The following is a 12,889-nucleotide window of genomic DNA, read 5'->3' as shown; positions in this document are numbered from 1 at the left end:
CGGAAGGATGCGGTAGACTCATGCTCATGAAAGTCCTCGTCATCGAAGACGACCAGCAGGCCGCCTCCTACCTGGCCAAGGGGCTCAAGGAGGCCGGTCATGTCGTGGACGCCGCCAACGACGGCAAGGAGGGGCTGTTCCTGGCCGGCTCCGAGCATTATGACGTCATGATCGTGGACCGCATGCTGCCGGGCCGCGACGGCCTGTCGCTGGTCGAGATCCTGCGCGCCACCGGCAACGACACGCCGGTGCTGTTCCTTTCCGCGCTCGGCAGCGTGGACGACCGGGTGAAGGGGCTGAAGGCCGGCGGCGACGATTACCTGACCAAGCCCTTCGCCTTCTCCGAACTGCTCGCCCGGATCGAGGTGCTGGTGCGCCGCCGCAGCGCCGCCCAGCCGCAGACCCGTCTGACGGTCGCCGATCTGGAGTTGGACCTTCTGTCGCGCACCGTCCGGCGGGCCGGCAAGTCCATCGACCTGCTGCCGCGGGAATTCGCCTTGCTGGAATATCTGATGCGCAACGCCGGCAGCGTGGTGACCCGCACCATGATGCTGGAGAACGTGTGGGACTATCACTTCGACCCGCAGACCAACGTCATCGACGTGCACATCGCCCGCCTGCGCCAGAAGATCGACAAGGATTTTCCGACGCCGCTGATCCACACGGTGCGCGGCGCCGGCTACAGCCTGCGGGCGCCGCAATGATAACAGCGGCGATGGTGGCGGGCCGGGGAGCGTGAAAGCGGCCATTCCCACGCTGCGCCTTCTGCGCACCACGCCGTTCCGGCTGGCCCTGCTGTATCTCGGCCTGTTCATCATATCGGTCGGGGTGATCCTGGGGGTCGTCTACCGCTCCACCGCGGGCTTCCTGGAGGAGGAGATCGGCGCCACCATCGCGCTGGAGGTCGCCGGGCTTCAGGACCAGTACCGCAGCGCCGGCCTGCGCGGGCTGGTCGATTCCGTGCGCGAGCGCAGCGGTTATTCGCACACCAACTCCATCTATCTGCTGACCACGCCGGGCGGCGTCATCCTGGCCGGAAACCTGTCGGGCTGGCCCGACGCGACGCCGGAGCCGGGCGGCTGGACCCATTTCAAGATTTCCGACTATGGCGGGGTGAACAACCGGCCCTCCACCGCGATGGCGGTCAGCTTCGTCCTGCCCGGCCAGTTCCGCCTGCTGGTGGGCCGCGACATGAGCGAGCTGGACCAGCTCCGCGGCCGCATGGTCGTGTCGCTGCGCTGGGTCTTCCTGGTGACCGTGGTGCTGGGGCTGGGCGGCGGGCTGCTGCTGGCGCGCGGCGCCATGCACCGGATCGAGGCGATCAACCGCACCACCCACCGCATCATGGCCGGCGACCTGTCGGGCCGGGTGCCGCGCGGCGGCGGCGGCGACGAGATCGACCGGCTGGCCGGCAACCTGAACGCCATGCTGGACCAGATCGAACGGCTGATGACCGGCATGCGGCAGGTGACCGAGAGCGTGGCCCACGACCTGCGCACGCCGCTGTCGCGCCTGCGCGCCCGCGTCGAGCTGGCGCTGATCCGCGAGACCGACGACCCGGAGGTCTACCGCGCCGTGTTGCAGGATACGATCCTCGAGGCCGACCGGCTGCTCGCCACCTTCACCGCTCTGCTGTCCATCGCCGAGGCCGAGTCCGGCGCCAACCGCAAGGCGCTGGAGCCGGTGCGGCTGGCCGACGTGGTCCGGCTGGCCGCCGACCTCTACGAGCCGGTGGCGGAGGAGAAGGGCCTGACCCTGGTCACCGACATCCGGGCCGAGCCGACCGTGCGCGGCAACGAGCAGCTGTTGGCGCAGGCGGTGTCGAATCTGCTCGACAACGCCATCAAATACACGCCGGAAGGCGGGCGCATCGCGCTGCTGCTGGAGGGCGCCGGGCCGGGGCAGTCCGCCCGCGTCACCGTGGCGGACAACGGTCCCGGCATTCCGCCGGACATGCGGGAGAAGGTGCTGGAGCGCTTCGTCCGGCTGGACGCCGCGCGGGCCTCGCCGGGGAACGGGCTGGGCCTCAGCCTCGTGGAGGCGGTGGCCCGGCTGCACGACGCGTCGCTGCGGCTGGAGGACAACGAGCCGGGCCTGAAGGTCGGCATCGTCTTCCCGCCGGACGCCGGCTGACTCTCTCCATAAAAGACGCCCCTCACAAGAAAAGAGCCCGCCGTTTCCGGCGGGCTTTTGAGGTGACATCAGCGAGAATGACTCCTTGGCGTCAGACATTATATGGGGCGCCAACCGTCCGCGCGCATTCGGATAAGCGTATTAGCACGAAGGTGCTAGCGGGCTGACGGTGCAACAGTTTCCTGCGGGCGGCGTTTGTCCATCGGGCCGGCATGCCGCTGGCAACACGGCGGGAAGACACGATGGACGCGACCAGACAGGTTCCCCTTCAGGCCGGGCAGCCGGCGACCGCCGGGCGAAACACCGCGACCGAACTGAAGCTGTTCACCTGGAAGATGCTGATCGCCGCCGGGGTGCTGGGGACGCTGTTCCTGGCCTGGCAGGTGGCCGACGCGCTGCTCCTGGTCTTTGCCGGCGTGCTGCTGGCGATCCTGTTCCAGCGCGTCGCCGGGCTGGTGCGGCGCTTCACCGGGCTGCCGCAGGGCTGGGCGCTCGGCGTCGTGCTGTTGCTGCTGGCGGTGCTGCTGATCGGTGGCGGCGTGCTGATGGGCCAGTCGGTGGTGAGCCAGTTCGACCAGTTCTCCCAGCAGATCAGCGGAGCCGTGCAGCAGCTTCCCGGCTCGCTGCGCGACCAGATCATGGAACAGGGGCGTGACGCCTCCTCCTGGCTGAACCGGCTGCAGACGGTCGCCTCCAGCGTGATGTTCTTCCTGGGCGATCTGGTGGTGGTGATGTTCACGGCCATCTACCTCGCCGCCTCGCCCGGCGTCTACCGGCGCGGCGTCATCCTGCTGGTGCCGCCGCGCGGCCATGAGCGGGCGCGGGAGGTGATGGACGTGATGGGGGACTCGCTGTGGAAGTGGCTGATCGGGCAGCTTTCGGCCATGGCCATCGTCGGTGTGCTGACCACCGCGGGCCTGCTTCTGCTGGGCATCCCGAGCGCTCCGGCGCTGGGCCTGCTGGCGGCCCTCCTGGAATTCGTTCCGCTGATCGGCCCGTTCCTGGCGGCGGTTCCGGCGATTCTCATCGCCTTCGCCCAGTCGCCGCAGGAGGCGCTGTGGGTGGCGCTGCTCTACCTGGCGATCCAGCAGGTCGAGGGCAACGTCGTCATGCCGCTGATGCAGAAGAAGGTGGTGGACCTGCCCCCCGTCATCACCATCGCGGCAATCGCGGCGGGGGGCGTGCTGTTCGGGCTGATGGGCATGTTCCTGGCGACGCCCTTCGCGGTGGTGATGCTGGTGCTGGTCAACATGCTCTACATCGAGGATAAGTTGGGCGAGGGGCGGCACTTCCCCAGCGAGGACAAGGCGTAGCGCCTGACCCCAGCCCTCAGGCGACCTCCGCCCCGGCCTTGGCGGCGTCGGCGGCGGAGCGCAGCGGAAGCTCCTTCAGGAACAGGGTCAGCACGAAGGACACCACGGCCAGCCCGGCGGCCAGCAGAAACAGCGTGGAGAAGCCGTGCTCGAACACCGACTGGGCGGTGGAGCGGGCGGCGGGGGCCAGATTGGCCAGGGCGGACGGGCCGCGCTCCATCACCTCGCGCCCGCTGATGCCGGGCAGGCCGGCGGCGTTCAGCCGGGACTCGACGTCGGCGGCGAAGACCGCGCCGAACACCGCCACCCCGACCGACCCGCCGAGCGAGCGGAAGAAGCCGACCGAGGCGGTGGCCGCGCCGAGATCACGCCGGTCCACCGCGTTCTGAACGGCGACCGTCATCACCGGCATGACCAGCCCCAGCCCGATGCCCAGCGGCACCAGGATCAGCGTGGACCACAACCCGCTTTCCGACACCGTCGGCGACAGGCCGAGCGCCAGATACATCACCGCCGCCAGCGCCAGTCCGGCCAGCGGGAAGACCTTGTAGCGGCCGGATTTGGAAATCAGCCGACCGCCGCCCCCGGCGCCCAGCACCATGCCCAGCACCATCGGCAGCAGCAGGAAGCCCGACGTCGTGGCACTGGTCCCGGCGACGAGTTGCGAGCGCAGCGGCAGATAGACGATACCGGCGAACAGCACCATGGCCGACACCGCCACCACCGGGTTGGCGACGGCCACCACCGGCTCGCGGAACAGGTGCAGCGGCAGGATCGGCTCCTCCACCCGCCGCTCGTGCCACAGGAAGACCCCGAGCATCATGAGGCCGAGGACGCACAGGCCGAGGATCGTCGGGGAGGTCCAGGGCAGGGCGACCCCCGCGCGCGACACCACGAACAGCAGAGAGGTCACCGTGCCCATCAGCAGCGCCGCCCCGAGATAATCGATGGTCGGCTTCATCCGTCCCGCCGGCAGGCGGTCGAGCGCCCGGCTGGTCATCAGCAGCGCCGCCGCCCCCAGCGGCAGGTTGATGAGGAAGATCCAGTGCCAGCTCAGCCGTTCCGTGAAGATGCCGCCCAGCAGCGGCCCGGCCACGCTGGACAGGGCGAAGATGCCGCCGATGTAGCCCTGGTAGCGCCCACGCTCCCGCGGGGCCACCACGTCGCCGATGATGGTGAAGGCCAGCGCCATCAGGCCGCCGCCGCCCAGCCCCTGGATGCCGCGGAACAGGATGAGCTGCCCCATGCTCTGCGCCAGCGCGCACAGCACCGACCCGATCAGGAACAGGAAGATCGCCACCTGGAGCACCCGCTTGCGCCCGTAAAGGTCGCTCAGCTTGCCGTAGATCGGCGTGGTCGAGGTCGAGGCCAGCAGATAGGCGGTGACCACCCAGGGCAGGTTTTCCAGGCTTCCCAGGTCGTGGGCCATGGTCGGCAGGGCCGTCGCGACGATGGTCTGGTCCATCGCCGCCATCAGCATGGCGAGCGCCACCCCGCTGAACACCCGCATGATTTCGCGGTGGGTGAAGACGGCGTGGTCGTTGGAGGCGTCGGTCATGGTCTCGGTTCAGGCCGGAATGAGCGGTGGGGCGTACCATAGCCCCCGAGACGTTCCGCGCAAGGACTCCGCCATGAATGGCTGGTAATCTCCCCTTCCACCTTCCGGAATAGTCGCCGTACCCCGCCATGCTGAGCGTGCGCAACCTGTCCACGACCGTGCTGAAGCCCGCCAGTTTCCAGGTGGAGGCCGGCGAGTGCGTTTCCGTTCAGGGGAAATCCGGATCGGGGAAATCCGTGCTGTTGCGCGCCCTGGCCGACCTCGACCCGTCGACCGGAGAGGTGCGGTTGAACGGCGATCTTCGGGAGGACATGCCCGCCCCGCTCTGGCGCCGCCGGGTGACCTACGTCGCCGCCGAATCCGGCTGGTGGGAGGACCGGGTGGGCGCCCACTTCGCGCAGCCGGATCGCGCCGCCATGCTCGCCGGGGCGCTGGGCCTGCCGGGGGAGGTCATGGACTGGCCGGTGGCCCGCCTGTCCACGGGGGAGCGGCAGCGGTTGGCGCTGGTCCGCGCGCTGGTCCAGAGGCCGGAGGTGCTTCTGCTCGACGAGCCGACCGGCCCGCTGGACGCCGAGGCGACGGAGCGGGTGGAGGCGTTGCTGCGTGGCGAACTGGCCCGCGGGGCCGGGCTGCTGATCGTCACCCACGCGCCGGAGCAGGCTGTTCGCCTGGCCCGGCGGCATCTGCACGTGGCAGATGGCGTGGTGGCGGATGGCGTGGTGACGGAGAGGTAGGGCGATGCTGGTTACCCTGCATTACACCGACCTCGCCGTGGCGGCGCTGCTCCTGCTGGTCAACGGCGGCCTGTCCATGGCGCTGGATCTGAGGTTGGCGCGGCCGCTGCTGGTGGCGGCGCTGCGGATGGTGGTCCAACTGTCGCTGGTCGGGCTGGTGCTGACCCGGCTGTTCGCCCTGGAATCGCCCTGGCTGACCCTGGGGGCGGCGCTGGTCATGCTGCTGTTCGCCGGCCAGGAGACGATGGCCCGGCAGGAGCGGCGGCTGGCCGGCTGGTGGTCCTACGGCATCGGCACCGGGGCAATGGGGACGGCGGCGGGGATCGTCCTGCTGCTTGGCCTGTCCACCGCGGTGCGGCCCGATCCGTGGTGGGACGCGCGCTACGCCATTCCGATGCTGGGCATGGTGCTGGGCAACGCGATGAGCGGGGTGGGGCTGGCCCTTCACACCCTGACCGCAACGGCGGCGCGGGAGCGGGCGGCCATCGAGGCGCAACTTGCGCTCGGCTGCACCCGCTGGACGGCGCTGCGGCCCATCCTGCGCCACGCGCTGCGCACCGCGCTGATGCCGACGATCAACAGCATGGCGGCCATGGGGGTGGTGGCTTTGCCCGGCATGATGACCGGCCAGATCCTCTCCGGCGTCGACCCGGGGGAGGCGGTGAAGTACCAGATCCTGATCATGTTCCTGATCTCCGGCGCCACCGGGCTCGGCGTGCTGGCGGCGTCGCTGGCCACGGTGCGGCGGCTCAGCGACCGTCGCCACCGGCTGCGGCTCGACCGGCTGGTGCGGCGGAAGCAAGCGTAAGGAACCCGGACGGGACCGCCGCCGTTGAACACCGATTGGTGTTCACCAACGGCGGCGGGGGAGCAGGTCATGGCGCACATCGTGGAAATCCGGAACGGCGCGATCGTCGGCAACGACGAGCCCACGGACGAATATCTCCCCGTCGGAACCCACATCGCTCAGGCCGACGGATTCTATGTCAGCTTCGGCATGGATGTGGAGGGTCCCTACGCCCGCAACGAGGCCGAGGAACGGCTGAACCACCTGAAGCGCGCCACCCAGGCGGATTTGGGGCGTCCGTAAGGCGCTGACGTTGCCCCCTCCCTAACCCTCCCCCGCTGACGCAGGGGAGGGGACCGATCTCCCTCCCCTGCGTCAGCGGGGGAGGGCCGGGGTGGGGGCAAGGTTCACCGCTACGTCGCCTCCGTCTCGGCGTCGCGGTGCTCCAGGCTGGCGCGCACGGTGCGGCGCAGGTCGTCGGGCTGGATGGGCTTGTGCAGCAGGGCGCATTGCGCGCCGGCGGCCTCGCGCAGCCGGTCTGACGAGGTGTCGCCCGTCAGCAGCACCCCCGGCAGATCGGAACCGAAGCGACGGCGCAGCGTGTCCATCAGCATCAGCCCGGTGTCGCCGTCCGGCAGGCGGTAGTCGGTCAGCACGAGGTCGGGCGCCAGCGTTCCGTCCACCAAATCCAACGCTTCCGCCACCGAGCCGGCCTCGGTCACGCGGTAGCCCCAGCCGTCCAGCATCAGGGCCAGCGCCATGCGGATCACCGCGTCGTCCTCGACCAGCAGGACGGAGGCGTCGCCGTCCGCATCGCCGCTTGCCGAGGCGGAGTCCTCCGGAGAGTCGCCGCAGTGCCGCTGGTCGAGAATCGCCGCCTGCGGCAGGGTGACGGCGAAGCAGGAGCCCTTGCCCGGCGTCGAGGTCACCTCGATGGTGCCGCCCAGCATGTGGACGAGGCGCCGCGCGATGCTGAGCCCCATGCCCAACCCCTCCCGCCGGTCGCGGGCGACGTTGCCGATCTGGTAGAAGTCCTGGAAGATCCGGTCGAGATGGTTCTCCGGAATGCCGATGCCGGTGTCCCACACCTCGAACCGCAGGGCGCCGCCGCGCCGCCGCGCCCCGAACAGCACCCGGCCCTGCCGCGTGTAGCGGATGGCGTTGGTCAGCAGGTTGCGCAACACCCGCTCCAGCAGACCGCCGTCGGTGCAGGCGCCCAGCCGCACCGGCACGGTGCGCAGCGTCAGCCCGGAGGAGGCGGCGACCGCCCGGAACTCCCCGTGCAGCCGTTCCATGATCGATCCCACCTCCACCGGCGCGGAGTGGGGAGTGACGAGGCCGGCTTCCAGCTTGGAGATGTCCAGCAGGCAATCGAGCAGCCCGCCGAGCGAGGCCACGGTGTCGCGGAGCTGGGTGGCGATGCGCCGCGCATCCTCCGGGATCTGTTCCTTCAGCAGCAGCCCGGACAGCAGGGTCAGGGCCTGGGCCGGCTGGCGCAGGTCGTGGCTGGCCGCCGCCATGAAACGCTCCTTGGCGTCCAGCGCCACGTTCAGGTCGCGTTCCATCGACTTGATGGCGGAGATGTCGGTGACGCTGGACACCACCGCCTCGGGCCGTCCGTCCGCGCCCGGGACTGGATGGCTGGAGACGCGCAGCCAGCGGGTCGGTGCCGCCGCCCCATCGCCATCGGCGATGCCGACGATCTGTTCGACGACCGGCTTCCCGCTGTCCACCGCCTTGGCGGCGGGTGGCAGTCCGGTCAGCCGGGCGCCATCGGCGCCGATAAAGCGCCGCCGCGCTGCGCGGCCCGCCCGGTCGCCCGGTTTGCGGCTTTCCAAGGGGTGGGCGAGGGGATCGAGCAGCACCCCCGCCGGGCCGGCCATCAGCCGTTCCGCCATGGCGTTGGCGACCATCACCGTGCCGTCCACCGAACGCATCACCAGCCCTTCGGACAGAGACTGGACCAGCGTGCGGTGCCGCCGTTCGCTCTCCGCCAGCGCCTGTTCCGCGGCTCGGCGGGCGGTCACGTCGCGGAAGGCAACCACCGCCCCGGTGATCGCTCCGTTCTGAAGGATCGGGGAAACGGTCAGCTCCGCCACGAAATCATCGGCGCCCTGGCGGCGCAGGCGTCCGTCGGTCACCTGCCGGACCAGCCCGTCGGCCAGCGACAGCGTCAAGGCGCGCCGGCCCTCATCCTCCGCGTCGCCGCCGATCAGCGTGGCGAAGGCGCGGCCGACCAGATCGCTGGCGCCGAAGCCGGTCATCGACTGGGCCGCCGCGTTCACGAAGGTGACGGCGCCGCGCGCGTCCAGGCCACAGATGCCGTCGGCCACCGCCTGGAGGATGTGGTGGTAGGCGGCGCGGGTGCGCTCCGCCTCGTCGCGGGCCTCCTGAAGCTCGCTGACCCAGGCGTTGCGCTCCGTCACGTCGGTGATGGTCAGCAGGACGTCGCCCTTGTCGACGCCGTCCGGCCCGGGTTCCAACTCGACGATCCGCGCGTCGGTCAATCCGTCGATGGCGCTCTGGGCGCCGACGAAAGCGTATTCCTGGCGCACCCATTGCCCGGAGTCGCGCAGCCGGGCCAGCGCCGTGAACAGGCGCCCATGGTCCAGCGACTCCACCATCAGGGTCAGCGGGCGGCCCTTCAGCCGGCGCAACGGCAAGCCGAACTGCCGCTCCGCGGCGACGTTCGCCTCGCAGATGATGCCCGCGGCGTTGACGGTGAAGCAGGCCAGCGGCACCGACTGGAACATCTGGAGATACTGGATGCGCGAGGCTTCCAGCGCCTGCTGGGCGGTGCGCAGCTCCTCGTTCTGGATTTCCAGTTCGGCCTGATGGACGTACAGCTCGTGCAGGACTTCCTTGAGCGTGGTCGCCGAGACCTCCGCCCCTTCGAAGCCGCCCGAATTGAGGGCCTGTTCCGCGCGCTTGCGAAGCCGTTCGTTGCGGAATCCGTTCACGCCGCGCCCCCGGCCGCCCGGTCCTTGGTGGTGAAGGCTCCGGATTTCTTCTGGCCGTTCCGCCGTCCGCTCGCACTCAATTCCATCCGTTTCCGGTTGGTGATGTCGATGTGGCTGACCACCGCTCCCCCTGACAATCCGGCCAGACGGCAGGCGTGCATCATGAACCAGCGCTCCTCCTTGTCGGAATGACAAGGGTATTCGATGGTGAACTGCTCGATGTCGCCGGACAGGATCCGGCGCAGCCCGTCGTTCACGGCACGGGCGATGTCTTCGCCTTCGGTTCCTTCCTCGGCGTTGCAGACATCAAGATAATTGGTTCCCGGCCCGCAACGGTCCAGCGCCGGGGCGCCGTTCTTCTCGCCGAACATGCGCCAGGCGTGGTTGACCATGGTGATGGCGCCATCGGAATCGATGACCGCCACATGCTCCGGCAGGCTGTCCAGCACCGTCTGGAGCCGGTGCTCCGCGGCCTTGGCGGCGGTGACGTCCACGAAGGTGACGACCACCCCGGCCACTTGGTTCTTCTCGGTCAGGTAGGGAAGGATCCGCGTCTGGATCCAGCGGTCGCCGCGCACCGGGACGTGGCGTTCCACCGGCTTGTGGTCGTGGAAGACCCGCTCGATGTCCTTGAGGAAATCCGGATAGTCGATGTTGGTCGACAGGTGCGAGATCGACCGGCCGACGTCGCGCGGGATGATGTTGATGAAGCGCGCCGCCGCCGGGGTGAAGCGCCGGATCACCATGCCGCTGTCCAGGAACACCGTGCCGATCTCGGTCGAGCGCAGCAGGTTGTCCAGGTCGTTGGTGACCTCCGTCAACTCCTCCACCTTCGCCTGGTATTCGGCGTTGACGGAGTACAGCTCCTCGTTGACGGACTGCAGCTCTTCGTTGGTGCTCTGCAACTCCTCGTTGGAGGCGAGAAGTTCCTCGTTGGTCGCCTGCAGTTCCTCGTTGGCGGTTTCCAGCTCCTCGATGGTGGCCTGGAGGTTCTCGCCGCGGGAAACCAGTTCCTGCTCCAACCCGCGGATGCGCTCCGCGGTGTCGGTGTCGAAGTCGAAGTCGCTGTCCGGCAGGGCCAGCGCCGGCGCGCTGGGGTCGAGCACGATCAGCGCGAAGCGCCGGCCGGTCTTGCGCGCGACGAAGGGCTTGACGCGCAGACTGACGGCGGGCAGCCCCTCGCGGTCCTTCACCGGGATGTTGGACAGGGCAAACTCCTCGCCGGAGCGGAAGGCCCGCGTCAGCGCGGTCCCCACCACCATGGAGACCGAGGAGGGCAGCAGCTTGAGCGCGTTCAGCGTGGCCTCGCCCGGCGGCACCTTCAGGATCGCCGACGCCTCGCCGAACACATGCATGATGTTCATCTGTTCGTTGACCAGCAGGCTGGGCGGCACATAGGCCCGCATCAGGGTCGAGATCGCCTCGTCGATGGCGGCCCCTTCCTCCTGCGCCTGCGACAGGGTCTCGTCGCCATGGCGGTGCACCGGCGCTGCGACGGTGGGGACGAGCAGCCGCGACAGCCGGTGGGTGCCGGTGCGCAGGCTTTGGAACAGCTTGTTCCGGCTGTCCAGGACGTGGAACTCCGCCGACAGGTCGCCCAGCGTCTCGCTGGTGCCGAGGAACAGGAAGCCGCTCTGCCGCAGCGCGTACTGGAACAGGCTGAGCACCTTCCGCTGAAGCGGCGAGTCCATGTAGATCAGCAGGTTCCGGCAGCTCACCAGATCGATCTTGGTGAAGGGCGGATCGCGCATGATGTTGTGCGCGGCGAAGACCACCATGCGGCGGATGTCGCGCGACACCAGATAATGATCGCCGCGGGCGATGAAGTAGCGGCTCAGCCGCTCGTGCGACACGTCCTCCGCGATGGAGCGCGGGTATTCGCCCAGGCTGGCGATCTCGATGCTGTCCTGGTCGATGTCGGTGGCGAAGATCTTGACGTCGAAGGACCGTCCCATCCGCTCCTGCGCCTCGGCGAACAGGATGGCGATGGAATAGGCTTCTTCGCCGGTGGCGCAGCCGCAGACCCAGACGCGCACCATGTCGGTGGGGCTGCGCTTGGCCAGCAGGGTGGGGATCACCTTGTCGGCGAGCGAGGCGAAGGCCCCCTCGTCGCGGAAGAAGCGCGTGACGCCGATCAGCATCTCCTTGTAGAGGCTGACCGTCTCGGCGCTGTTGCGGCGGAGCAGGGCGGCGTAGTCGCTCATCGAATCGAGGCCGGCGGTGTGCATCCGCCGCTCGATCCGGCGCAGCAGGGTCGCCAGCTTGTAATGCGAGAAATCCACCCCGGTGACGGAACGGATGGCCGCCACGATCTGCGCCAACGGGTCGTTGTCGCGGTCCTGCGGCTTGGCCGGGACGGGCAGGTTGCGGGACAGCACCCGGCCGGCGTGTTCGATCAGGCAGCCCGGCAGCTTGTCCGGCGTCTTCACGACATCGACCTGCCCGGTGGCGATCGCGCTGCGCGGCATGCCGTCGAACTGCGCCGATTCGGGGTCCTGCGCCGCGGCGAAGCCGCCCGCCGATTTTATCGCCAGCAGGCCGCGCGTGCCGTCCGATCCGGTGCCGGACAGCACCACGCCCAGCGCCCGTGGTCCCTGGTCCTTGGCCAGAGCGGTGAAGAAGATGTCGATGGGCAGGCTCATGCCCCCAGCGGCGTCCTTGGCGGTCAGGATCAGCCGCCCGTCCTCGATCGACAGATGCTTGGCGGGGGGCAGCAGATAGACGGTGTTGCGCTCCACCGCCATGCCGTCCGCGGCCTGCATCACCGACATGGCGGTGTGCTTGGCCAGCAGATCGACCATCAGGCTCTTGTGGACCGGCGACAGATGCTGGACCACCACATAGGCGAGGTCGCTTTCGCCCGGCACATTGTCGAAGAAGCGCTGGAGCGCCTCCAACCCGCCGGCGGAGGCGCCGATGCCGACGATGCAGCAGACCCGATCCCGGCCTTCCGGATAGGGACCATAGACGGAAACCGTGTCCGTGCCCTCATCGGGTGACGTGGGCGCGTCGGCGATGGTGTGATCGTTGTCTTCTGGTTCCACGGAGCACTTCGGGTCTGCGGGAGTAAAGGACGGCCTACTGAATTATTTGCCGTCTGACCGTGACATTCAAACCCTCCCACGCACGGCGCCTTTCCTTTTTCTGCGCGCGCCGGCGGTTTTGAAACGGCGAAGGGTCCAGCGGCTATATAGGAAGCGTCCATGCCAGTCAATCCGGACAATCCGCCCCTTGAGGAACCGCATCGCGCCGGCTTTCGGAAGACCAAGCGTGGAGCGGGGTGTGTTCTGTCCTTGACGTTGCGCATATGACCAATGGATTTTTGGCGATGTGTTTAATAATTTTCGATTTCAGCTTCGGTGCAGCGCTGAATCGAGACTTTCGAATGTGCGGCGATTTTCCAT

At 68.8% G+C, this 12,889-nt stretch carries 9 protein-coding genes; 6 read left to right on the top strand and 3 right to left on the bottom strand.

Annotation, left to right across the window (positions count from 1 at the left end):
• The first annotated feature begins 26 nt into the window (after positions 1–26).
• The 3 genes from ACFPMG_RS32905 to ACFPMG_RS32895 all read left to right on the top strand — a co-directional run bounded on the left by ACFPMG_RS32905 (position 27) and on the right by ACFPMG_RS32895 (position 3,446).
• The gene (locus ACFPMG_RS32905) at positions 27–704 is read left to right on the top strand and encodes a winged helix-turn-helix domain-containing protein (RefSeq protein ID WP_109070631.1); all 678 of its coding nucleotides are present in this window, start codon (positions 27–29) and stop codon (positions 702–704) included.
• Positions 705–735: 31 nt separating this feature from the next.
• A complete protein-coding gene (locus ACFPMG_RS32900; protein WP_377000096.1) occupies positions 736–2,133 on the top strand; it encodes a HAMP domain-containing sensor histidine kinase in 1,398 nt (465 codons plus the stop codon).
• Positions 2,134–2,375: 242 nt separating this feature from the next.
• Entirely contained in the window at positions 2,376–3,446 is a 1,071-nt protein-coding gene (locus ACFPMG_RS32895) for an AI-2E family transporter (protein WP_377000094.1), read from the top strand.
• Between the two features lie 16 nt (positions 3,447–3,462).
• On the opposite strand, the gene ACFPMG_RS32890 is transcribed toward ACFPMG_RS32895, so the two are convergent.
• Positions 3,463–5,004 carry an MDR family MFS transporter gene (locus ACFPMG_RS32890; protein WP_377000092.1) on the bottom strand — a complete coding sequence of 514 codons (1,542 nt, stop codon included), beginning with the start codon at positions 5,002–5,004 and terminating at the stop codon, positions 3,463–3,465.
• Positions 5,005–5,132: 128 nt separating this feature from the next.
• On the opposite strand from ACFPMG_RS32890, the gene ACFPMG_RS32885 reads away from it, so the two are divergent.
• The 3 genes from ACFPMG_RS32885 to ACFPMG_RS32875 all read left to right on the top strand — a co-directional run bounded on the left by ACFPMG_RS32885 (position 5,133) and on the right by ACFPMG_RS32875 (position 6,828).
• Entirely contained in the window at positions 5,133–5,738 is a 606-nt protein-coding gene (locus tag ACFPMG_RS32885) for an ABC transporter ATP-binding protein (protein ID WP_377000090.1), read from the top strand.
• Positions 5,739–5,742: 4 nt separating this feature from the next.
• On the top strand, positions 5,743–6,546 hold the full coding sequence (locus tag ACFPMG_RS32880; RefSeq protein ID WP_377000088.1) for an ABC transporter permease: 804 nt from the start codon (positions 5,743–5,745) through the stop codon (positions 6,544–6,546).
• A 69-nt stretch (positions 6,547–6,615) separates the two neighbouring features.
• A complete protein-coding gene (locus ACFPMG_RS32875) occupies positions 6,616–6,828 on the top strand; it encodes a hypothetical protein (protein ID WP_377000086.1) in 213 nt (70 codons plus the stop codon).
• Between the two features lie 110 nt (positions 6,829–6,938).
• Here ACFPMG_RS32875 and ACFPMG_RS32870 read toward each other — a convergent pair whose 3' ends face one another.
• Positions 6,939–9,485: a PAS domain S-box protein gene (locus ACFPMG_RS32870; RefSeq protein WP_377000084.1), complete on the bottom strand. Its 2,547-nt coding sequence runs from the start codon at positions 9,483–9,485 to the stop codon at positions 6,939–6,941.
• Complete coding sequence (locus tag ACFPMG_RS32865; RefSeq protein WP_377000082.1) at positions 9,482–12,529, bottom strand: chemotaxis protein CheB; 3,048 nt, start codon at positions 12,527–12,529, stop codon at positions 9,482–9,484. The genes ACFPMG_RS32870 and ACFPMG_RS32865 overlap by 4 nt, the downstream gene beginning before the upstream one ends.
• Between the last annotated feature and the right edge of the window lie 360 nt (positions 12,530–12,889).

The organism is Azospirillum himalayense (assembly GCF_042657465.1).
Classification (GTDB): domain Bacteria; phylum Pseudomonadota; class Alphaproteobacteria; order Azospirillales; family Azospirillaceae; genus Azospirillum; species Azospirillum himalayense.
The sequence above is the reverse complement of the archived record's forward strand: the minus strand, read 5'-3'. Positions and strand labels throughout refer to the sequence as shown.

Bases quoted from the DNA above. Each gene is read 5' to 3' on its own strand.
- ACFPMG_RS32875 (WP_377000086.1), top strand. From the start codon at position 6,616: ATGGCGCACATCGTGGAAATCCGGAACGGCGCGATCGTCGGCAACGAC.
- ACFPMG_RS32905 (WP_109070631.1), top strand. From the start codon at position 27: ATGAAAGTCCTCGTCATCGAAGACGACCAGCAGGCCGCCTCCTACCTG.
- ACFPMG_RS32880 (WP_377000088.1), top strand. From the start codon at position 5,743: ATGCTGGTTACCCTGCATTACACCGACCTCGCCGTGGCGGCGCTGCTC.
- ACFPMG_RS32885 (WP_377000090.1), top strand. From the start codon at position 5,133: ATGCTGAGCGTGCGCAACCTGTCCACGACCGTGCTGAAGCCCGCCAGT.
- ACFPMG_RS32895 (WP_377000094.1), top strand. From the start codon at position 2,376: ATGGACGCGACCAGACAGGTTCCCCTTCAGGCCGGGCAGCCGGCGACC.
- ACFPMG_RS32890 (WP_377000092.1), bottom strand. From the start codon at position 5,004: ATGACCGACGCCTCCAACGACCACGCCGTCTTCACCCACCGCGAAATC.